The 21767-nt window shown below is 56.6% G+C and carries 16 protein-coding genes and 1 pseudogene; 11 read left to right on the top strand and 6 right to left on the bottom strand.

The genetic code is table 11. The features are described 5' to 3' along the window. Nucleotides 1-21 precede the first annotated feature (21 nt). Entirely contained in the window at nucleotides 22-1527 is a 1506-nt protein-coding gene (locus PV407_RS17120; RefSeq protein WP_332091138.1) for an ABC transporter substrate-binding protein, read from the top strand. Between the two features lie 99 nt (nucleotides 1528-1626). Here PV407_RS17120 and PV407_RS17115 read toward each other — a convergent pair whose 3' ends face one another. Next, nucleotides 1627-2508 (bottom strand): AraC family transcriptional regulator, encoded by an 882-nt coding sequence (locus PV407_RS17115; protein ID WP_332091137.1) that lies wholly within the window; start codon nucleotides 2506-2508, stop codon nucleotides 1627-1629. Between the two features lie 125 nt (nucleotides 2509-2633). On the opposite strand from PV407_RS17115, the gene PV407_RS17110 reads away from it, so the two are divergent. The 5 genes from PV407_RS17110 (at nucleotide 2634) to PV407_RS17090 (ending at nucleotide 10232) form a co-directional block, all read left to right on the top strand. Next, complete coding sequence (locus tag PV407_RS17110; RefSeq protein ID WP_332091136.1) at nucleotides 2634-3944, top strand: ABC transporter substrate-binding protein; 1311 nt, start codon at nucleotides 2634-2636, stop codon at nucleotides 3942-3944. 175 nt (nucleotides 3945-4119) lie between these two features. Continuing rightward, entirely contained in the window at nucleotides 4120-6495 is a 2376-nt protein-coding gene (locus tag PV407_RS17105; RefSeq protein WP_332091135.1) for a helix-turn-helix domain-containing protein, read from the top strand. Between the two features lie 196 nt (nucleotides 6496-6691). Further along, nucleotides 6692-8341: an extracellular solute-binding protein gene (locus PV407_RS17100; protein ID WP_332091134.1), complete on the top strand. Its 1650-nt coding sequence runs from the start codon at nucleotides 6692-6694 to the stop codon at nucleotides 8339-8341. Between the two features lie 28 nt (nucleotides 8342-8369). Beyond that, entirely contained in the window at nucleotides 8370-9332 is a 963-nt protein-coding gene (locus PV407_RS17095) for an ABC transporter permease (RefSeq protein ID WP_442951672.1), read from the top strand. 18 nt (nucleotides 9333-9350) lie between these two features. Further along, nucleotides 9351-10232 carry a carbohydrate ABC transporter permease gene (locus tag PV407_RS17090; RefSeq protein WP_332091133.1) on the top strand — a complete coding sequence of 294 codons (882 nt, stop codon included), beginning with the start codon at nucleotides 9351-9353 and terminating at the stop codon, nucleotides 10230-10232. 91 nt (nucleotides 10233-10323) lie between these two features. On the opposite strand, the gene PV407_RS17085 is transcribed toward PV407_RS17090, so the two are convergent. The 4 genes and pseudogenes from PV407_RS17085 to PV407_RS17075 all read right to left on the bottom strand — a co-directional run bounded on the left by PV407_RS17085 (nucleotide 10324) and on the right by PV407_RS17075 (nucleotide 13612). Beyond that, the gene (locus PV407_RS17085) at nucleotides 10324-10467 is read right to left on the bottom strand and encodes a hypothetical protein (RefSeq protein WP_332091132.1); all 144 of its coding nucleotides are present in this window, start codon (nucleotides 10465-10467) and stop codon (nucleotides 10324-10326) included. A gap of 23 nt (nucleotides 10468-10490) precedes the next feature. Then, a complete protein-coding gene (locus tag PV407_RS17080; RefSeq protein WP_332091131.1) occupies nucleotides 10491-11459 on the bottom strand; it encodes a beta-propeller fold lactonase family protein in 969 nt (322 codons plus the stop codon). A gap of 174 nt (nucleotides 11460-11633) precedes the next feature. Then, nucleotides 11634-12089 (bottom strand): annotated as a pseudogene (locus PV407_RS29585) (NTTRR-F1 domain); the annotation flags it as partial. Between the two features lie 191 nt (nucleotides 12090-12280). After that, on the bottom strand, nucleotides 12281-13612 hold the full coding sequence (locus tag PV407_RS17075) for an ABC transporter substrate-binding protein (protein WP_332091130.1): 1332 nt from the start codon (nucleotides 13610-13612) through the stop codon (nucleotides 12281-12283). 515 nt (nucleotides 13613-14127) lie between these two features. On the opposite strand from PV407_RS17075, the gene PV407_RS17070 reads away from it, so the two are divergent. From PV407_RS17070 to PV407_RS17050, 5 genes are all read left to right on the top strand, one after another. Further along, nucleotides 14128-14733: a helix-turn-helix domain-containing protein gene (locus PV407_RS17070; protein WP_332091129.1), complete on the top strand. Its 606-nt coding sequence runs from the start codon at nucleotides 14128-14130 to the stop codon at nucleotides 14731-14733. 84 nt (nucleotides 14734-14817) lie between these two features. Then, nucleotides 14818-16389, top strand: coding sequence for an extracellular solute-binding protein (locus PV407_RS17065; RefSeq protein WP_332091128.1), 1572 nt, complete (start codon nucleotides 14818-14820; stop codon nucleotides 16387-16389). Continuing rightward, complete coding sequence (locus tag PV407_RS17060; protein WP_332091127.1) at nucleotides 16386-18752, top strand: helix-turn-helix domain-containing protein; 2367 nt, start codon at nucleotides 16386-16388, stop codon at nucleotides 18750-18752. The genes PV407_RS17065 and PV407_RS17060 overlap by 4 nt, the downstream gene beginning before the upstream one ends. A gap of 192 nt (nucleotides 18753-18944) precedes the next feature. Continuing rightward, a complete protein-coding gene (locus tag PV407_RS17055; RefSeq protein ID WP_332091126.1) occupies nucleotides 18945-20279 on the top strand; it encodes an ABC transporter substrate-binding protein in 1335 nt (444 codons plus the stop codon). A 131-nt stretch (nucleotides 20280-20410) separates the two neighbouring features. Then, entirely contained in the window at nucleotides 20411-20566 is a 156-nt protein-coding gene (locus PV407_RS17050) for a DUF1540 domain-containing protein (RefSeq protein WP_332091125.1), read from the top strand. A 97-nt stretch (nucleotides 20567-20663) separates the two neighbouring features. Here the strand turns inward: PV407_RS17050 and PV407_RS17045 are convergent, their stop codons facing one another. Beyond that, complete coding sequence (locus PV407_RS17045) at nucleotides 20664-21743, bottom strand: Gfo/Idh/MocA family protein (RefSeq protein ID WP_442951671.1); 1080 nt, start codon at nucleotides 21741-21743, stop codon at nucleotides 20664-20666. Nucleotides 21744-21767 lie beyond the last annotated feature (24 nt).

Raw genomic sequence — 21767 nt, 5'->3', positions numbered from 1 at the left:
CAGCTAAAGGGAGGTTCAACCATGTTCAAAAAGACAATGTCGGCAGTATCGATCGCCACGCTCGCTTTGGCGGTAGCCGCCTGCGGCAACGGAGGCGACGGCAAAACGCAGGGAGGCTCCGCGGCTCCGACGGACAACAAGCAAACGGATGCCAACAAGCCGAAGCCGGAGTTCAAGGCGTTGATCCAGTACGGCCGTTTCGACCCGAACGCGGAATTTACCGCCAAATATTTGAACGAGAAGACCGGATACAAAGTGACGTACGATATGCTGCCGGTCGAAAACTTCGACGAGAAGCTGAACCTGCTTATGGCGAACAAAGAGCCGTACTCGTTCATGATTTTGAACGCGACGCAATATTCGAAGCTGGCCGCAGCCGGCGCGCTCGAGCCGATCGACGAGCTGGTGAACAAGTACGGTACGAACCTGAAAAGCGTCATCAGCGAAAAGTCGTGGAACGGCGCGAAGCTGAACGGCAAAACGTACGGCATTCCGCAAACCGGTTCCGGCGTCGTAGTCAACATGGGCATGTTCGTCCGTCAAGACTGGATGGATGAGCTCGGCCTGAAAGCGCCGACGACGCGCGACGAGTTTTACAACATGCTCAAGACGATCAAAGAAAAGAAAAACGTCATTCCGCTTACCGGCGGCAAAAGCCCGATGGTCGAGCAGATCGCCACGACGTTCGGCCTCACGACCAACTGGGTCGAATCGAATGGAAAAATAACCCATATGGTCGAAAGCCCGGCGATCAAAGAATACCTGGCGTTCATGAAAAAGCTGTACGACGAGAAGCTGATCGATCCGGAATGGTCCATCAACCAATCGAACAAAGTGATCGAAAACTTCACGAGCGGCAAAGCGGCCATGATGTTGAACGGCTGGTATAACGCGCCGACGATTTCGAACGCTTTGACGAAAAACTTCCCGAACGGCAAAGTCGGCATTTTGCCGCTGCTTAAAGGCGACAACGGTAAATCCGCCGCAGTAGGCACCGCCGGCATCAGCTTCTACGCCGCCATCCCGAAATGGGCCGAAAACAAAGAAGAAATCATCAAATACTTGGATCTGAAGCTGGATAAAAACATTCACAAAGGCGCCTCGATCGGCGAAGAAGGCGTGCATCATAAAGTGGAAAACGGCAACTACGTTCCGATTTTGCCGAAATTCAACGACGACCTGAACAACGGCAGCAGCTTCCTGACCGGCGTCGACGAGAAAAACTATCCGATCTACTGGCAAGCGCGCGTACGCAAAGATCCGCTTCTGACCGAGGTGTATACGAAAATCCAGGACAACGCCAAAGGCAGCACCGTCGTCGACCCGCTCGCCTTCGCGCCTCCGATGGATGCGATCGCCAAAAACGCGCAAAAGCTCAACAAGCTGATGGAAGATACGTTCATCAAGTTTTTGACCGGCGCGGAACCGCTCAGCAACTACGACAAGTTCCTCGCCCAATGGAAAGCGGACGGCGGAGACGACATGATCAAAGCCGCCAACGACTGGTACGCTTCCACCAAAAAATAAGAAAAGCTTCGTATCGAAGCCTTTCGATGATGTAAAAGGCCGTCCAACCGGGTTTGCTAGCGCCCGGGGGACGGGCCTTTTTTGTTACCGCGATTAAGCTTAGCGTCCGCTCCCCGCCAAACGGTTTCTCCGGTAATCACTCGGGGTCACGCCCTTCAATTCTCGGAACAATCTGGAAAACGTCTTGTACGAACCGAAACCGACCTCGAGCGCGATGTCGTATTCGCGAATGTTCGTCGACGCGAGCAGGCTGCAGGCATGATGAATCCGGATCTCGTGAAGAAAGCGGACGAACGTGATGCCGAGATGCTTCTTGATTTCTTCGCTCAAATGGGACGGACTCATCCCGAACAATTCGGCCAGCTCGGACAGCGACATCGGTTCGCGATAATGCAAATAAATGTGGCGAACGATCGGCCATACCGATCCGCCGCCCGCGGAATCGTCCGCGGACCGAGCCGTCTTCTTCGCTCTTCGGATCCGGTCGAAACGAATGAGAACTTCCGCCAGCTTCAGCCGAAGCATATCGTTTCGCCATGCGTCGTCCCCGTCGTATTCGCGCATCATTTCGTCCAGAATGCCCGCCAGCTTCCCGAAATGTTCGTCGCTCAGATGAACCGACGGCGGCAAACCGGGTTTCGCGAACAGCAAATCTTTGAGCCCGGCTCCCGTCTCCGACGACCGGAACAGCACATTCGGATCGAACATGCAGTTATACAAGCGCAGCGGCTGCTCCGATACGGTGAAAATTTCGTGCACATGGTAGGGCAGCAAAAACGTGAACGTTCCGGGCTTCATCGGATGCTTGTCGCCGTTGATCAGCTCGTAGCCTTCGCCGCCGATGACGAGGGAACATTCGAGAAAGTCGTGCCGGTGCGCCGGAAAATGCCGCTTCACTTCGTTCACGGTGAGGATGAGCGGGCACCGTTTGTTCAACGCGGCGTAAGCGTTCAACTGTTTGCTTGCCGGATAGAAGGTCAAGGCAAATCGCCTCCTGCTTCCGAAAATGTGGCAGGTTCGCCGAAAATGTGGCATACTTGGTCGTTCCGCATCCGTTATGCTGAAGGAAGGGATAACCCCGTTCGAATTCGATGGAGGGAGTTCGCATGAACAAAAGGAGCGGAATGTACTGGATTTGCACGGCTTTGGCGGCGTTGCTGACGGCTTCCTGCGGAAGCCAGACGGGGCAGGGGCCCGCAGGCGGCGAGAAGGACCGTCAAGTAACCGTTTCCACCGAGCCCGTAACGCTGAAATTCGCGATCAACATGGGCTGGCTGGGACCGGACGAATTTCAAAAATATTTCGAGGAGCCGGTGCGTAAGCGCTATCCCCATATTACGCTGGAAGCCATCGACATGACGAAGCCGGAGTTCGCCCTCGACAAAATCATCGCCGGCGGGACGGTGCCGGACTTGGTAATGACCGCCTCGCCGATCATGTACCGGTTTCTCGGAACCGGCCTGGAGCACAATATCGAGCCGCTGATCAAATCGTTTCAATTCGACATGTCCCGCTATAACCAAATCGCCGTCGAGTCGGTCAAAACGGCCAGCCGGCAAAATCAGCTGATCGGCCTTCCGTGGACGATGCATTTCAGCGCGCTGTACTACAACAAAGACATTTTCGATAAATTCGGCGTGGCGTATCCGAAGGACGGCATGACCTGGGAAGAAACGCGCGAGCTGGCGAAAAAAGTGACGAGATACGAGGGCGGCGTCCAGTACCGCGGCCTCGAGCCGGATAAATCGACCCGCGTCGCCTCCGTATTGTCTTACGGATTTATCGATCCCGCCGCGGAAAAAGCGACGGTCAACAACGATAACTGGAAGAAGGTGTTCGGGCTTCTCAAGAGCATTTACGACATCCCCGGAAACAACAAGATCGGGCTGGCGGGAACGGGCTATAATCAGTTCGTGAAAGACCGGACGCTGGCGATGCTGGCTTCCGTCAATTATTTGCCGAATTTCAAGGAAGCGCAAAATTTGAATTGGGATATGGCGCAGTACCCGTCCTTTCCCGAGCTGAAAGATACCGGCATGCAGGTCGACGAATGGATACTCCATGTGACCGCGCAGAGCAAGCATAAAGAGCAGGCGTTCCAGGTCATTACCGCCGTATTGTCCGACGAAGTGCAGACGGAGATCGCCAAAAACGGACGGTTCCCGGTGCTGACGGGCAAAACCGTCGAGGATGTGTTCGGGAGCAATTTGCCTTATGCGCAGGGCAAGCATTTGAAAGCCGCCTTTTTGTCCAAACCGGCGAAAGCGCTGCCGGTCAGCAAATACGACTCGTTCGCCGAAGGTCACATGGCGAGCCTGATCGAACCGGTCGTGAAAGGGGAAAAAGACATCAACTCGATTTTGCGGGAAGCCGAAGAAGCGATCAACAAACATATCGAAGCGAATAAAATCAAGTAAGGAGACGAGGTCGACGGACGATTCCGGCCGGCCTCTTTTTTTTCCTATTCCTCATTTTATCACACGGCGGCCGGCGATTACCAAGCTTTTCGCTTCCAGCCTCTCCTTCTTGTACACGCTTTCATGTAGCGGTAATATAATGGTACAATCGCACCGATTTTGCGGAGGGGATGTTATGCCGAAATCGAAATTCCGCATCAATTCGAAAAGCGTGCTGGTCACGTGGCTGCTGTCGTACGCCGTCGTCCTGCTGTTCCCCATCCTCATCAGCATCGTCGTTTACTTCCAATCGAGCCGCATGCTGGAAAACGAAATTCACGAAGCCAACGACTCCTTGCTGGAGCAATTCCGCAGCGTCATGGACGGCCGGTTCGCGGACATGAAGCGGCTCAGCTTCGAGCTGGGCTGGAACCTCAAAGTAAGGCAGCTTCTATATTCCAACAAATATTTGAATTACCCGAACGATTTTTACTACGACTTGTATCAAATTACGCAGGATTTGAACGTGTACAAAACGTCGTTCCCGCAAATCGACTTGTTCTACATTTATTTGGCCAAAGAAAAGCTGATGCTCCTGCCGAACCTGTACCGCGAAGCCGCGTTCGGCTATCAACTGCTGCACGCCGATCAAGCGCTTCCCTTCGAAAGCTGGAAGTGGCTCGTCGAGAGCGGCGGTTCGCCGGGCTTCATTCCGTCCGTGCGGATTACCGAAGACGGCGTACCGACCAAAACGGTCGCTTACGTTGCCGCCCATCCGTACGATAACGGGCTGCCCGTCGGCACCAACATCGTCATGATCGATCGGTCGCGCATCATCGGGGCCGTCGACAAGATGGAGCTGTTCAATAAAGGCCACGTGGCGATCTATAACGAGAAAAACGAACTGCTCGTCTCGAGCTTGGACGAATCGATGCTGGCCGGGCTGCCGCTCGCCGGGATGACGGGCGACAAGCCGACGTTTTGGCAGGACGGGGAGCGCCGCTTCGAAGTATCGGTCATCAGATCCGCCGATACGAACCTCAAGTATGTCACGCTCATTCCAAGCGGCATTTTTTGGGAGAAGGCGCAGCAGGTGCGCGCGTTTACCTATTTGAGCATCGCCGTCAGCATTCTGGGGGGCGGCATTCTCACCTACGTATTCGCGCGCCGCCAGTACAATCCCGTGCGCTCGATCGTACAGTCTCTCGCCGCCAAGCCCGAGGAGCCGAAGCGAAACGAGCGCGGCTATAACGAATTCCGCTTCATTCAGGAAGCGCTCGTCAGCACGCTGGGCGAGATCGACCGGCTGCGGAGAAGCGTGAAGCAGCAGCATTCGATCGTCCGTGCCCACTTCATCGCCAGATTGCTGCAGGGCCGGACGGATGCGCATATTCCGGTCAGCGAGTCGCTCGCGGCGTTCGATATGCGCTTCGAGTCGGACGACTTCGCCGTCATGCTGCTGTACGCCGACGAAAGCGAATTTACGGACGGACTGCCCGGCGAGCATCCGGATAAGCTGAAGCTGCTTCATTTTATCGTGACGAACGTTACCGAGGAGCTCGCTTCCGCCCGCCATCGCGGCTACGTCGCGGAGGTTGGCGGGTCGCTCGCGTGCCTGATCAATTTCGCCTCGGCGAACCCCGAGCAGCGCCGGCGGGAGCTGCAATGGATCGCCCGCGAGGTGCGCAGCTTCATGAAAGCGAAATTCCGCGTCCGGCTGTCGGTATCGCTCAGCTCGATCCATCGTACGCTCCGGGGGATTCCGCAGGCGTATACGGAGGCGCTCGACGCGATGGAATACAAGCTCGTCATGGGCGACAGCGAAATTTTATCGTACGACGATATCGTCAACTCCGCAGCCTCCGATTCGGACGAAGGCTACTATTATCCGCTGGAGGTGGAGCAGCAGCTGATCAACTGCGTCAAGGCCGGCCATTTCCCGAACGCCGAACGGCTGCTGGGCGAGCTGATCGCGCGCAACTTCGAGTCTCACGTGTTGCCCGCTCCGGTAGCCCGTTGTCTCGTATTCGATCTGCTCGGCACGCTGATCAAGTGCGTCAGCGAGATGGGCGGGGGCGCGGACCTGCAGCTGTTCCAGCGGGCGAAGCGGATCGAACGGCTGACCGCGTGCGAGACGATCGCCGACATGCGGGGGCAGATGACCGACTTGCTGCAGGCCGTGTGCGAATATACGGGCGAGAAGCGGCGACGGCATATGGAGGAATCCCGCAGTCACGCCTATAGGGAGCTGGCGGCGCGGGTATCGGCGTTTATCGCCGACCGGTACGACGACCCGAACTTGAACATTACGATGATCGGCGCGCACTTCGGGCTGAAGCCGGCCTATATTTCGAAGCTGTACAAGGAGCAGACGGGCGAAGGGCTGCTCGACCGCATCAACCGCGAACGCGTATCGCAGGCGAAGCGCGTCATCGGCAGCGGGAACAAGAGCGTCTCCGACGTGGCCGGCCGGGTCGGCTTCCACGATGTGAACGCGTTTATCCGCATTTTCAAAAAAGTCGAAGGCGTAACGCCCGGAGCGTACAAGGAAAGCTTGCTGCCGAAAGCGTAATAAGGCGCCCTTCGTGCCGGCCGCGAACATTTTGAAGATGCGATTGTACGTTTTGAAGATGGCGGCCGCCGTTTTTGCCGATCCGATTCGAGAAATTGCCGATATTCCGATTGTAAGCGGTGTCATAAAGTGGAGGTACGAGAACGTTCTCGAAGCGTTCCGGTCACACCGGAAGTACAAGGAGGTCTTGTTCGCGATGAGACAAAAACGATTCAAGCTCGTACCCGCCCTCGCGGCAACCGCGATGATGGGCGCCGTCGTCGCCGCCTGCTCGGGCTCGGGAAGCTCTCCGAACGGCGGCTCGTCGCCGTCCGATTCGGCCAAGCCGGGCGCGTCGTCAGGCGCGTCGTCCACGACGTATCCGATCAAAACGGATCAGATGCTTACGTATTGGGCCGAGCTGCCCGGCAACTTGACCGGGGTGAAGGCGGCGCACGGCGAAGTGCCGTTTTTTCAGGAATGGCAGAAAAAAACCGGCGTTCCGCTCAAATTTACGACCGCTCCGGTCAATCAGGCGAAAGAGGCGCTCAACGTCATGCTGGCGTCGGGCAACCTTCCGGACATGATCGAGTATAACTTCGTCTCGTTTCCGGGCGGGCCGGAGAAGGCGATCAAGGACGGGTACATTTTGAAGCTGAACGACCTGATCGACAAGCACGCGCCGAATTTGAAAAAGTATTTGAAGGAGCATCCCGAAGTCGACAAAATGATCAAAACCGACAACGGCAGCTACTACGTGTTTCCATTCATCCGCGGCGACGCCAGCCTGATGGTGTTCCAAGGGCCGATCGTCCGCAAAGACTGGCTCGACGAGCTCGGGCTGCCCCTCCCGACGACGATCGACGAATGGACGGCGATGCTGAAGGCGTTCAAGGAGAAGAAGGGCGCGGCCGCTCCGTTTTCCGTCAACAGCAAGCCGAGGGTGCTGAACGATTTCAATGCGGGGGCGTTCGCCGGAGCTTTCGGCGTTACCCGCGGGTTTTATTTGGAAAACGGCCAGATCAAATTCGGCCCGGCGGAGAAAGGGTTCAAAGACTTCCTTGCGCTGTTCCGCAGCTGGTACGCGGACGGATTGCTCGACAAAAATATCGCCAACGTCGATACGAAGGCGCTCGACGCCAATATCGCCTCGGGCGCGACCGGCGCGACGGTCGGCAATGCCGGCGGCGGCATCGGCAAATGGCAGCCGCTCGTCACGGCGAAAGATCCGAAGGCGAAGCTCGTCGCCGCGCCGTATCCGGTGCTGAAGAAGGGCGACACGCCGAAGTTCGGGCAGCGGGATCAGCCGTTTACGCAAGGCGGCATGGTCGCCATTACCGCAAAGTCCAAAAATCCCGAGCTGGCCGCGAAGCTGCTCGACTACGGCTACAGCGAGGAAGGGCATATGTTTTTCAATTTCGGCACGGAAGGCGTCAGCTACAAGATGGAAAACGGTTACCCGAAATATACCGACCTCATCATGAACAACCCGGATAAGCTCGCGCCGGCCCAGGCGATGTCGATGTATTTCCGCAGCAACTACAACGGTCCGTTCGTGCAGGACAAACGGTACATCGAGCAATATTTGGCTTTGCCCGAGCAGCGCGAGGCGGTCGGCATTTGGCAGAAGACGGACATGGAGAAGCATCAGCTGCCGCCGATTACGCCGACCCAGGAGGAAAGCTCGGAATACGCGAAAATTATGACCGACATCGATACGCTCGTCGACGAGATGACGCTGAAGCTCATTCTCGGCACGGAGCCGCTCGACAGCTTCGAGAAGTACGTCGACAAGATGAAGTCGCTGAAGCTGGACCGGGCGATCGAGATTCAGAAGGCGGCGCTCGAGCGGTACAACAAGCGGTGAGCCAGGAAGGCAGAAGGGAGGTCCGCTGATGGACAAGACGCTGCAAGCCCGACCCGCCAAGGCGGCCCCGCAACGAACGCCGGACTGGAAACGCCGCTTCGTCCGCGATTTCGCGCTGAACAAATATTTGTATTTGATGATGATTCCGGTGCTGGCGTATTACGCCGTATTTCATTACGCGCCGATGTACGGAGCGACGATCGCCTTCAAGGATTACAGTCCGATGAAGGGCGTAATGGGCAGCGAATGGGTCGGACTGGCGCATTTTCGCGATTTTTTCGGCAGCTTTTATTTTTGGCGCATCCTGAAAAATACGCTCGTCATCAGCCTGCTGACGCTGCTGTTCGAATTTCCGGCTCCGATCGTGCTGGCGCTGCTCATCAACGAAGTGCGCCGCCGCGCGTTCAAGCGGTTCGTTCAAACCGTCACCTACATGCCGTATTTTATCTCGCTCGTCGTCATATGCGGCATGGTCAAAGATTTCACGAACAGCGGCGGCATCATCAATTCGGCGCTGACGGTTTTCGGCTACGACGGGCTGGCGATGCTGCAAAAGCCGGAGCTGTTCCGCAGCATATACGTGCTGTCGGAAATATGGCAACGAATCGGCTGGGAATCGATCATTTACATCGCCGCGCTCATGAGCATCGACCAGGAGCAGTACGAGGCGGCCCGGATCGACGGCGCCAGCCGGTTGAAGCAAATTTGGCACATTACGCTGCCGGGCATTATGCCGACGATTACGATCATGTTCATTTTGCGGATGGGCAACATGCTGAACGTCGGCTTCGAGAAAATCATTTTGCTGTACAACCCGGCCATCTACGATACGGCCGACGTCATCTCGTCGTTCGTTTACCGGAAAGGGCTGCTCGAGTTCGTATGGAGCTACAGCTCGGCGGTCGGCCTGTTCAATTCCGTATTCAACTTGCTGCTGCTCGTCGCCGCCAACTACATGAGCCGGAAAGTGAGCGAAAACAGCCTATGGTAGCCGAAGGAGGGGAGGCCGATGGCGAAACGGAGCGGCTTGTCGGACCGTTTGCTCGACGTCGTCGTATACGGCGTCTTGATAGCGCTGGTCGTCGTAACGCTGTATCCGCTGCTGCACGTCGCGTTCGCTTCCGTCAGCGACGCGAGCCGGTTGATCGAGCATAAAGGACTGCTGTGGGGACCGCTGGGCTTCGACCTGGAGGCGTACCGCAGCGTGTTTCAAAATCCGGCCATCTTGACCGGCTACCGGAACACGCTGTTCATCCTCGTCGCCGGGGTGACGGTCAACCTGCTCATGACGTCGCTCGGCGCGTACGTGCTGTCGCGCCGCAACGTGCTGTGGAACAAAGCGTTCATGTTCATTATCGTCATCACGATGTTTTTCAGCGGAGGACTTATACCGCTCTATCTGATCGTCAAAAACGTCGGCTTGATCGATTCGCTGTGGGCGACGATCATCCCGTTCTCGATCAATACGTTCAACCTGATCATTATGCGCACCGCCTTCATGGCCGTACCGGAAAGTCTGGAGGAATCGGCGAAAATGGACGGGGCGAACCATTTCACGATCCTGTTCAAAATTATCGTCCCGCTGTCGATGCCCGTCATCGCCGTCATGATTTTGTACTACGCGGTCGAGAAATGGAACGGCTGGTTTTACGCCTCGATCTTCATTCAGGACCGCGCTCTGTTCCCGCTGCAGCTGACGCTGCGCGAAATCTTGATCGCGAACTCGACCGACAGCATGGCGCAGGGCTCCGACGCCGGCGATCGGTTCCAGATCGGGGAAACGATCAAATACGCGACGATTATGGTCGCCACCATTCCGATCTTGTGCGTGTACCCGTTCCTGCAAAAATATTTCGTCAAAGGCGTCATGGTCGGCGCGTTGAAGGGATAGCGCAGAGGGCTTAAAAACAAAGAGAACCGTTCTTCCGCGCAAGGCGATGCGGAGGAACGGCTCTTGTTTTATGAAATGCCGCCAGGGCGTTTCATGAGTTTTTTGCTAGCTTTCTTCTAAATACTTCGACCATGGTGACGGGAATTCGGTGTTTTTTGGCGATCTCGATGCTTGCGGCATGCGGATTTTCCTTTAATTCATTCTGAATCAAAGCGATGATGTCCGCTCTTTTCAATGGAATCGTCCTCCCTCTTGAGCTTATATCGTGAGCGGCGTAATCGCGACCCCTTGAGGACCGCCTCCGACCGGGACCGTGCCGGTGACCGTGTTGGTCGTAATATCGATTACCGAGACGTTACCGTCGAGGAAATTCGCGACATAGGCCCGGCTCCCGTCGGGCGTAATCGCGATCCCTATAGGGTTATCGCCAACGATAGTCGCAAGAGGAAAGACGCGCAATTGGGTGGACGTATCGAATATGGAGACCGTGTCGGTTCCGGCATTTGTGACGAGAGCGAATCTCCCGTCCGGCGTAATCGCGACCCCTTGAGGATTATCCAAAGTCGGAATCGTCGCAATAACCGTATTGGTGGCGATATCGATCACCGAGATCGTATCGCTGTTGGCATTTGCCACATAAGCCCGCGCTCCGTTCGGCATAATCGCGATTCCTTGAGGGCCGTCCCCGACCGGAATCGGAGCGCCGACGACCGAGTTGGTGGCGGTATCGATCACCGAAACCGAATCGCTGCCGGCGTTGGTGACATAAACCCGTGTCCCGTCGGGCGTAATGGCTACCTTCGTCGGAGCGTCCCCAACCGGAATCGGAGCGCCTATAACCGTGTTAGTGGCAATGTCGATCACCGAAACTGCATCGCTGCCGGTATTTGCGACATAGGCCCGCGTCCCGTCCGGCGTAATCGCAATCCCTTGAGGCAGGAACAAAACAAAGACCGTACCGATGACCGTGTTGGTGTCGGTATTAATGACCGAGACGGAGCCGCCGAGGAAGTTCGTGACATAAGCCCGCGTTCCGTCGGGCGTAATCGCTATATCTACGGGATTATTGCCGACCGGGATTAAACCGACGACCGTATTGGTGGCGGTATTAATGACCGTAACCGTATCGGCGGACGAATTGGCGACATAAGCAAAAGGTCCGTAATCGACGGAACTGATCGAACAAATCGGAAGTATGCGCGTCCCTAACGTACCGACCAAAATCATTTTTCCGTCGTCGACACGTAATACGCGCCCGAACAAACTGTCGTCGCAGCAGCCCGCGAGCGTGACCGAAATCAGCTTTCCTTGAAGCTGCTGCAGCGTCGTCCTCATATCTTGGAAGCAGGGATCGGGCGACGGCGTTGGCGTCGACGCTCCTTCGAACAATAACAGCGAAACGTCGTCCACCAAAACATCCGCGCTTCCGGCCAAAGAAGATTTGAAGACGGTTAGTTGCCCTACGGCAGCATTGGCGGGCGCCGGCGTAGTAACTAGAGCAAGCTCGATCCAATCGTCCTCGTTATTGTCGGGAAGACGGCTGGAAGGGACGAACGTATTCAAGCCGGTTCCAAGGAACGACAATGCAGCGTTAAAATAAAAAACGGAAATCCCGACCGTAGGACTTGCCGCCGCTCCCAGCTTTGCCAGCGCTACGTTTATTTCAAAATTTTCGCCCGGGTTAACGGAGAACGTTTGCGAGACGAAAGCGTCAACGGCTCCGCCCGTCAATCGTGCGCTGAAATTTCCCGAATGGCTGTGAGCGGCATCGATCGCTGCGTTGCTGACGGACCAGTTGGCGAATGTTCCGGTTTCGAAGCCCGGGTTTTGGATTTTATTTACTATATTAATGGCCACAAAGATCTCCTCCTTTCGAATGGCTACTGCTACTATATGCAGCTATGTTTGTTTCGAAAGGGACAAGCGACCGAATTGCTAGAGTTCCCGACGTACAAAAAAGTAGAGCCGATCCTTCGGCGCAGCGCGGCGTGAAGGATCGGCTCTGGTTTACATGCGAAAGCTTGCGAAACCGGCTGCAGTACGTCGGCTCATTTGTTTTTGTCCGCCTCGATCTGCTTGACGATCGCCTCCTCCGCTTCCCGGAGAGCGGTGTTGAGATCTTTGCCCTTCAGCACGACGTCCTGAACGACCGTCGTCGCGAGGCGGGACGTCGAGGCGCTGAAATATTTGCTTTGCGCCGACGGCGCAGCCGGCTTGCCGGGCATCATCGCCTGAATATGCTTGCCTTTGTACATCGGCGCGTCCTGGCCGAATGCGCTGCGGATCGCTTCGCTTTTCAGCAGCGAAACGAACAGCGCTTTTTTCGATTTCGCCAGCTGGAATTCGTCGGACAGCAAATATTGGATGACCTCGAACGACTGGTCTTTATATTTGCCGTTGCTTGCCAAGTACAGGTGATACGGGTACACTTGCGCCCCGACGCCGGGTTTGTCTTTCCAGGTCGGCGCCGCGGCGACGTCCCAGTTCATCCCTTCCAGCTCTTCGGCGGTATGCATCGTGCTGAACGGGAGCCACATGGCGGCCGTATGGTCTTTCTGGAACAGCTGCCGCTGCCCGGAAACGGACAGCTTGGTCGCGTTCGGCTCGTAGCCGGGAAGCTGATAGAAGCGGAGCAAATTTTCCATCGCCGCCTTCGTCTGATCGGTGTTCAGCGTCACTTTCAACGTGACCGGATCGACGAGCTGGAGCGTCGATTGATGGCGCAGCAAATAATGGCTCGGGGAAATGGCCAAGCCGTAATAGGACTGACCGCCCTCCCGGCGGGTCAGCTTTTTCGCCGTTTCGTACAGCTGGTCCCACGTCATCGTGTCCGTCGGGTATCCGACCCCGAACAGATCGAAAATGTCTTTATTGTAATAGATCGGAGCCGGCGACGTGTACAGCGGCAGCCCGTACAGCTTGCCTTCGCCCATTTGGCGCATCATGTCGATGCTGGTCGGCTCGAAACGGCCTACGTCGAACTTATATTTTTTCACGTAAGGATCGAGATCGGTTTGCAGGCCGGCGGGAAACACGGTCGTAAAGGCGGTGCCGACCGAGCTGACGATAATGTCGAGCTGCTGGCCGGAAGCGACCAGCTTGTCGAGCGATCCGCTCGTGGTCGGTATGAACTTCGGAGTGACGTGCGGAAATTTGGCGCGGATCAAGTCGCCGTACTCTTTCATGAAGTAGCCTTCCTGGTTCCAGTCGCCGCCGGCATGGAAAAAGACGAGCTCGACCGGCTCGGAAGCCGGCTTCGGAACCGCTTCGGCGACCGGCGGTTGTTTCGCGCCGCCGCTCGGCGTGCCGGCGGAGCCGCATGCTGCGGTAAATACCGACAGGAGCGCGGCCGAGCCGGCGATCGTTTTCCATCGTTTCATACGCATCAGTCCCCTTTTTTCGCTTATCACCCATCCGTTGCGGACAGGGCGTTTCTCCGATTTCCGAGACATGGATGTAAGGACGTAAACAAGGGCAACAACAGGAACAATTTGACAACGTTTTCATTTTGTGATAACGCTTTCAAATTACAGTCGCAATGTCAGACCGGCCGCTCCCGGCAGCCGACTTTCCGTGCAATCCCGCCCCCTTCCCGCTCCTGCGCTACGGTAGATCGCGAGTTCGAAAAAAGCTGCGTACGATTTCGCCTTCAGCATAGCAAGCGCTACCGGCACCGTCAATTAAGAGACATCATTTCGACGACGTAGGCGGGCGGGGGGACTATGGCTGTGCGTCGGCATCCTTTGCGGAACGACAATGGGCCTCTGCAACGGCAGGTTGCATCACGAGCCCGGGGAAGCAAACCAAATCCAACGAACGGTTTCATGAAAATCCGCCCCCATTGTGCTATCGTAAAGCTAATCCAAACGGACGATAAGCGAAAGGATGAACGACGATGATCGATATGCGGCACATCGGCGCCCAAATAGCCGAATTGCGGAAAAACGGAGGCATGACCCAGACGGAGCTGGCCGAACGGCTGGGGGTGACGCATCAGGCGGTATCGAAATGGGAGCGGGGCGTCTCGCTGCCGGATTTGCCGACATTCGCGCAATTGGCGCTTCTGCTCGGCGTGCCGACCGATGTATTGCTCGGACTTGTCGCGAAAAAACGCGGGGACGGAGGCGCGGACAGCGCGACGAACAAAACGCCGGAGCCGGAGCCGGCTGCCGCTGAAACGGAACCGCCCGCCGCCCCGGGGGCGCTGGATGCGGAGCAAGTGTGGAACCACGTAAAGGCCATCCTGAAAACGAAAATTACATGGCCCAGCTACAACACATGGATACGCGGGACGAAGGCGACCGTGGAGGACGGGCTGCTTGTCATCCATTGCGGCAGCCCATTTCAGAAAGATTGGTTGTACCGCCGGTATTTGAAAATGATTTTACAAGCGCTCGAACACGTGACCGGACTGCCCGATATCAAAATCGGCTTCCGCTCGCCGTCGAGAGGCGAAGCGGCGATGCCCGCCGACAGAGAGCGCGCCAAGCTGCTGGATTGAACGTTCCCCGCGCAAAATCGCTGTGATAAAATGGAATCGGCGATAAAACGATCCATTTCGAATGTTGCCGAATGGGAGGATGCCATGAACGAAAATGCCGGCAAACGGAATGCGGCGCTGCTGACGCTTCTGCCCGCGTTCGGCATCGCGCTCGGGGCGTGCGGCGGCTCGAACGAATCCGCCGCCCCGAAGATGCTCAGCGTCTCCATGTACGACAGAGGGCAAGTGTCCAGCGAAGAAGGAACGTACCGAAACAATCGTTGGGTGGAACGGATACGGGAGCAGTCCGGCATTTACGTCCATTTCGTCCCGGTACCGAGAATGCAGGCGCAAGAAAAGCTCAATATTATGTTCGCGGCCGGCGACGCTCCCGACCTGATCTGGGATTATGACCGAAAATATATCGGCATGCTGGCGTCGCAGGGCGTCATTCAGCCGGTCGACGATTTCCTGGAAGCGTACAGTACGGCTTATAAAAGCTATTTGCGGGAACATCCCGAACTGAAGCCTTACTTATCGTTCAACGGCAAAATGTATGCGGTTGCAACGAAGCGCCCGGTCACCTCGGTCGTCAATCACGGGATATGGATCCGGCAGGACTGGCTGGACAACCTGGGCCTCGCCATGCCGCGAACGATCGACGAGCTGCTGGACGTCGCCAAAGCGTTCCGCAGCCGGGACCCGGACGGCAACGGCCAAGACGACACCGTCGCGATCGTAGGCCGCGAATCGCCCGACATTTATGCCGCCCTTTACGGCATTCATCGGAGCGAATGGTTTGTGGAGGACGGCAGCCTGCAATACGGTCCGACAACGGATCGGTATAAGGACGCGATCCGATTGGAAAAGCAGCTTTACGACGAAGGGCTGATCGATACGGAGGGCAAAGATTCGGTTCGGACGTGGGTGTCGGGCAAAGCCGGAATTTGCTTGTGCCAGTGGAGCAGCTTTACGTTCGACATGCAGCTGAAAGACTTGCTGAACGGCTTCCCCGCCGCGAAACCGGTGCCGCTCGAGCCGGTCGAGACGGAACGGGGCGTATACGGCCTGTATCAGGAGGAGCCCCCGTTCATCTATGTGGCGTTCAACAAGAAAATGAAAGATCCCGAAACGGCGGTCAAGTACCTCGACTGGATGCTCGAGAAAGGATGGAAGGAGCTTGCGTACGGCACGGAAGGCGTCCATGTCCGAACCGTAAACGGGATTCCGCAAACGATCGACGCGGAGAAATACCGGAAGGAAGTGTTGTACGCGTCCGAGTACGCCGTGCTTCGGCCGGAAATCGTGCGCCCGTCCGACTGGTCCGCGAGAGCCGCGCCCGATCCGCTGTCCCAGCGCGTTGCCGGCTTGCAGACCGACGCCCTGCGGAAAGCGCTGAACTATACGTACAGGCGAGACTTGCCGTACCAGCCCAGCTTCGTGGAATTGAACGAGGCGATTGCGTCCGTCGGACAAAAATTCGAATATTTCCGGCTCAAAGCGGTGCGGGAAGGCCCCGCCTACACCCCGGAATGGGCGATGCAGGAAATTCGCAAGGAATGGCGGCGCATCGGCGGCGTGCATGTCGAGGCGCTTGTCCGAAGCTGGTACGAAACGAATAAAGCCGGCTTTCCGAACGGCCGGCCGGATGAGCATCGGATAGGGGGGAGCCCGTGAATCTTTGGCAATCCCGGTTGGCGAAAAAAATGGTTCTCGTTTTGCTTGCGCTGCTGCTGCTTGTCGTTTCGTTGACGGCCTTTCTTTCCTACCGGATCGTCACCGGCAGACTGAACCATGAGGTGGCGAACGCCAATATGGAGCTGCTGCGCCAGATCGACCAGAAGCTGAAGCTGATTATGGAGGAATTGGACCGGAGCGCGATCCGGCTGCTGAAGCACGAGGAAGTCCGCAAGTTTTTCGACATGGACATGGAGGAGGGGGAGCGTCAGGCAAACAAGAGACTGATCGAGGCTTTGCTGAACGACATGATGCAAAGAAGCGATTACGTCTTTTCGGTCGACCTGTATTCCTATGTCAAGAAGCAGAAAATATCCGCGAACAGCAATACGGCCGAAGACGTTCCGGAAAATTTCGGGTGGATCGAGCAATTTTACGCGGCGGACGGGTTTCAAAGCTGGTACCCGACCCGGAAGCTGACGCTGGACGTCGCCAATTTTCCGGTATATCAGGACGTCATCACCTCGGTTCGCACGTACCCGCTGCTGCACTCTCCCGGCTACCGGAGAGGGGCTATCGCGGTCAGCGTCAAGCAAGAGGCGCTGTACGGTCTCGTTCAGGAGCTGGACCGCTACCCGGCGCCCGAGCTATCGTTCGTCATTGACCGCACCGGGCAGGTGATTCTTCATCCGGATTACCGTACGGTCGGCAAAAACATGGGCGAGGTTCCCTATATCGCCCGATTGCTTCAAAGCGGGAGCGACGGCTTTTTTACGGCAGACGTAGGAGATGCCCGCAGCTCGATTTTTCACTTCGGCTCGGAATATACGGGCTGGAGCATCATCCGGGTCGTACCGGCCGTCGAGCTTAACAAACCGCTCGTCCATATCCGGAACATGCTGCTGGCCGTGTCGGTGATGCTGTTTTGCGCCGCCGCGCTCGCCGCCGTGTTCGTCAGCCGCTGGACGTTCAAGCCGGTTAACCGCTTTATCGCCAGCATGTCGCGCAAGCTGAAGGCGCATCATCTGCGCGGCTTCGACGGCCGGTATTCCGACGAATTCGTCTATTTCGAAACGATGATGCAGGACGTCCTGAGCGACAGCGAGAAGCTGCAGAAGCAGATCAAGGAAAGCAAGCCGTTCATGAAATGGCGTTTGCTCATGAACATATTGACCAACGATTTGGCCGGCTATCGCAACATGGATGCGTATATGGAGCTGGTAGGCATCCGGCTGTACGACGGCTGCTTCGTCGTCATGAGCATACAGCTCGACAACCAGCACGAGATCAAGAGCGCGCGCGACTTGCACTTGTACGCTTACGCGCTGTGCAACATCGCCGAAGAAATCGTGGGCGCGGAGCATAGAGGAGCCGCGATGGAATGGGAAGACGGCCGCTGCGCGGTCATCGTCAGCTTCGAGGACGCGGAGGACGAGGCGAAGCTGGCGATTCGCGCCGTCGCCGTCGCGGATATGATCAAGCGCAGCGTGCGCGACTATTTGCGGAGAACGGTGACGATCGGAATCGGCGGGATCGTCTACTCCGTGCCGGACATCTCCTTATCCTACAAGCAATCGCTCGAGGCGCTGAAGTACCGATTGATTACGGGCGGCAATACCGTCATTACGGCGGACGATATTCTCGACATGCATAATGCCGAGTATACGAAGCTGTTCGCGATGATGGACGGCATCGTCGATTCGCTCAAGCTGCCCGATGCGGCGAAGCTGCGGTCCTTAACCGCCCAATGGTTCGATGCGTTCGGCAAATACGGCGTGCCGCCGGATACGATCAAGCATATGGTCGTTCAGCTGCTGATGAGGGCGGCCGTCACCGCAGAGGAACTCGGCGCGAAGCGGGATAACCGCGAAAAGCCGGACGGCTCGCCGTCGATCGGAGAAATGCTCGGCCGCTGCGAAAGGCTGGAGCAAATCCGGGACATGGCGGACGCGACGCTGGGCGAATATGTCGAGCGTATTGCGGCAAGGCGCTTTAACCGGGACAGAAACGAATGGATGGACGCCGTCATCGATTTCGTCCGGAACCATTATGCGCTCAGCGATTTGTCCCTGCACTATATTGCGGACGAGTTTCATGTATCCGTGTCGCATTTGAGCCGGTTGTTCAAGGAGTATACCGGCGACAACTTTATCGATTATTTGACGGAGCTGCGGGTGGGCAAAGCGAAGGAGCTGCTGGCCGAATCCAACTGGAAAATTCGGGATATCGCGGAACGGGTCGGCTACACGCACGATACGAGCTTTACCCGGATATTCAAAAAGTTTACCGGGCTGACGCCCAGCGAATACCGGGAACGCGAGTGGGCCAAGCGAAGTCCGCTGCGGCTCGCGCAAAAAAAGTAAGCGGAACAAAAAAGGTCTCCTCCGGCTCGATCGGGCCGGCGGGGGCCTTTTTTTCGACTGAGCAAAAGAAGAGAGCGAAAGCAAAAAGTGTACGTTTCCCGCCGTCCGTGCGCCGTGCTACTTTTTATGAGCGCAGGCGCCGCTGCGCCGCGCATCAAAAACGGAAAAACGATCAAAACGGGAGGTTGAACCATGAAGAAGGCTGTCATTGTTTCGTTGAATGTGCTGTTGGGCGTATCGTTGTTGGGCTGCGCCGGCAAAGAAGGCGTATCGGAGGGGGGCGCGAAGCCCGAAGAGAAGAAGGAGCCGGTCACGTTAAAGCTTTACTTGCACGGGGCCGCGCTTGCGGACAACGAGTTTCAGCGTTTTTTCGCCGAGCCGGTCAAGAAGAAGTATCCCCACATTACGCTCGAATTCGTGAAAGATAAAGCAAACGGCGGCACCGACCCGAACGATCTCATCGCGGCCGGAACGTACCCGGATATCATGTACGGCAGCAATACGGCGGTATTCGCCCATAAAGATTTGAAATGGGTGGCGGATCTGTCCGAATACGTCAAGAAGGAGAAGCTCGATTTGTCGGGCGTCAATCCGGCCGTCTTGGAGACGCTCGGCATGTATGCGGACAAACCGGGGGAAATGATCGGGCTTCCGTTCGTGATGAATTACGCGGCGCTGTTTTACAATAAGGACATTTTCGATAAATTCGGCGTCGGCTATCCGAAAGATTTGATGACGTGGGATCAGGTCATCGGACTGGCGAAGCAATTGACCCGTCAAGACGGCGGCATCCAGTATGTCGGGCTCGATTTCACCGAACCGGACCGGCCGGGCGGGCAGCTGTCGCTGCCGCTCGTCGACGCGAAGACCGGCAATACGGTCATCAACTCCGACGGCTGGAAAAACATATTTAACCTGCTGAAGCAAAATTACGATATTCCGGGCTACATCGGCCCGAACAACAAGTGGACTTACGGGCTGAACGCCTTTTTGAAGGACCGCAATTTGGCGATGCTGCCGAACTGGTCGGACGGGGTGATCGGGGCCGCGGAGGAGTTGTTTTTGAAAGGACAGCCGCTGAACTACGACATCGCCGCCCTCCCCAACTTCCAGGAGGAGCTCGGCAAGGGCAGGGAAGTCGACATGCATTTGCTCATGCTGAGCAACCAAAGCAAACATAAGGACGATGCGTTCAAGGTGATGGCCTATATGCTGTCCGAGGAAATTCAGACAGCCGTCGCCAAGGCGGGGCGGTTCCCCGTATTGAACAAGCCGGAGCTGGAAAAGTCGTTCGGATCCGATCTGGGCAGCCTGAAGGGGAAAAACACGGCCGGCATCTTCAAGGCGAAGCCGAGAAAAATGCACGACAACCCGAACGAATACGACCGTTCCATCGTGAAGCCGCGGCTGAACGACGCTGCGAAAGCGGTTGCCCTCGGTCAGAAAGATATCAATACGGCGCTGCGCGACGCGCAGGAGACGGCCGACAAGCAAATTGCCGAGGCGCGAAAAGCGAAAGGCAAATAACGCCGGTATCGGCAGGGCGCGCCGATCGCATTCGCGGCGTTCCCCCGCCGATCGAATGCGGAACAAAAAGAAGCACGTATAAAACAATGCCCCGGTAGCCCACCCTTAATGGGAGAGGGGAGGTGAGGGACATGGCCAAAGACGTGCTTTGCGAAGTGAATTCGTGCAAATATTGGGCGGCCGGCAACAAATGCAGCGCATCGTCCATCTATGTAGTCAGCCACCGCGGCGAGCATGCGCGAAATTCCGAAGAAACCGACTGCAAAACGTTCGAACCGAAGCTGTAATCCGATTTAAAAAAGAGGGGAGCTGCGATCTCCCCTCTTAGTATGACCCTGAATGATAACAATTATCATTCGGCTTGCTTGATTTTGTTAACGCGGCTTAAAACCGGATTTCCACGCCTTTTTCCGCCGACTCGTAAATGCCGCACAAAATTTTCATCATTTCCACGCCGTCCTCGACCGGGCTGAGCGTTTCGCGTTCGCCGAGGCAAACGCCGATGAAATGGTCGATTTCGTCCTGGAACCCTTTGACGAAATCGAACGACAGGTTGTTGATTTGCGGCGTTACGTTCAGGATCGTATCGTATTTTTCGGTAACGATCGCCAGCTCCGGCTCGACCTCGAAGCCGCCCTTTTCCCCGTACAGCTTGACGGAGATTTCGTCCTTTTTCGCGTGCAGCGTGAAGCTGACGTCGACGAGCAGGGAAGCGCCGTTTTCGAAGCGGATGACCGCGTTCGCCAAGTCTTCCACGTCGTTATGCTCGGCGTTGTAGTCGGCCGCCTTGTAGTAGGCCAGGTTTTTCACGTTGGCGCGGTTGCCGAGCTTGCGGTACGTGTTGCCGCTGATGCTTTTTACTTTCGGCCGCCCCATCAAATACCAGCACAAGTCGATGACGTGAACGCCCAAGTCGATGAGCGGGCCGCCGCCGGAACGCTCGATGTCGGAAAACCAGCCGCCCGGGTTGCCGAGTCGGCGAATGCACGTCGCTTTGGCGTAGTAAATTTCGCCCACTTCGCCGTTGTCGATATATTCCTTGACGATCCGCGTATTCGACGCGTAACGGCGGACGAAGCCGACCTGCAGCGTTTTGCCGCTTTTGCGAACCGCTTCCTGAACGGCGTACGCTTCTTCGACCGTTTTGCAGAGCGGCTTTTCGCACAGCACGTGCTTGCCGGCGTTAAGGGCCGCGATGCTGATCGGCGCGTGGCCGTTGTTCCACGTACAAACGCTGATGGCGTCGATGTTCGGGTCTTTCAGCAGCTCGTTGTAGTCGGTGTAAACGTGCGGAATGTTATACTTCTCCGCTTTGGCGCGGGCGCGCTGTTCGTTCAGGTCGCAGATGGCGTACAGCTCGGCCTGCGGGTTTTCCTTATAGGAGCGCAAATGGCTTTCGGAGATCGATCCGGCGCCGACGACGGCGATTTTTACGGTTTTGCTCACGGATAGCACCTCATTCATGGATTGGTAAGGGTATGAAACGAT

Origin of the sequence: Paenibacillus sp. GYB003 (assembly GCF_036577625.1) — a bacterium.
In the GTDB taxonomy this organism is placed as follows: Bacteria; Bacillota; Bacilli; order Paenibacillales; family NBRC-103111; genus Paenibacillus_AB.
This window is presented reverse-complemented; position numbering and strand designations above follow the sequence as displayed.

What these genes read in the sequence shown, in the direction of transcription:
- PV407_RS17120 (WP_332091138.1), top strand. Translation starts at nt 22, where the DNA reads ATGTTCAAAAAGACAATGTCGGCAGTATCGATCGCCACGCTCGCTTTG.
- PV407_RS17110 (WP_332091136.1), top strand. Translation starts at nt 2,634, where the DNA reads ATGAACAAAAGGAGCGGAATGTACTGGATTTGCACGGCTTTGGCGGCG.
- PV407_RS17105 (WP_332091135.1), top strand. Translation starts at nt 4,120, where the DNA reads ATGCCGAAATCGAAATTCCGCATCAATTCGAAAAGCGTGCTGGTCACG.
- PV407_RS17100 (WP_332091134.1), top strand. Translation starts at nt 6,692, where the DNA reads ATGAGACAAAAACGATTCAAGCTCGTACCCGCCCTCGCGGCAACCGCG.
- PV407_RS17095 (WP_442951672.1), top strand. Translation starts at nt 8,370, where the DNA reads ATGGACAAGACGCTGCAAGCCCGACCCGCCAAGGCGGCCCCGCAACGA.
- PV407_RS17090 (WP_332091133.1), top strand. Translation starts at nt 9,351, where the DNA reads ATGGCGAAACGGAGCGGCTTGTCGGACCGTTTGCTCGACGTCGTCGTA.
- PV407_RS17080 (WP_332091131.1), bottom strand. Translation starts at nt 11,459, where the DNA reads ATGATTTTGGTCGGTACGTTAGGGACGCGCATACTTCCGATTTGTTCG.
- PV407_RS17075 (WP_332091130.1), bottom strand. Translation starts at nt 13,612, where the DNA reads ATGAAACGATGGAAAACGATCGCCGGCTCGGCCGCGCTCCTGTCGGTA.
- PV407_RS17070 (WP_332091129.1), top strand. Translation starts at nt 14,128, where the DNA reads ATGATCGATATGCGGCACATCGGCGCCCAAATAGCCGAATTGCGGAAA.
- PV407_RS17065 (WP_332091128.1), top strand. Translation starts at nt 14,818, where the DNA reads ATGAACGAAAATGCCGGCAAACGGAATGCGGCGCTGCTGACGCTTCTG.
- PV407_RS17055 (WP_332091126.1), top strand. Translation starts at nt 18,945, where the DNA reads ATGAAGAAGGCTGTCATTGTTTCGTTGAATGTGCTGTTGGGCGTATCG.
- PV407_RS17050 (WP_332091125.1), top strand. Translation starts at nt 20,411, where the DNA reads ATGGCCAAAGACGTGCTTTGCGAAGTGAATTCGTGCAAATATTGGGCG.
- PV407_RS17045 (WP_442951671.1), bottom strand. Translation starts at nt 21,743, where the DNA reads ATGAATGAGGTGCTATCCGTGAGCAAAACCGTAAAAATCGCCGTCGTC.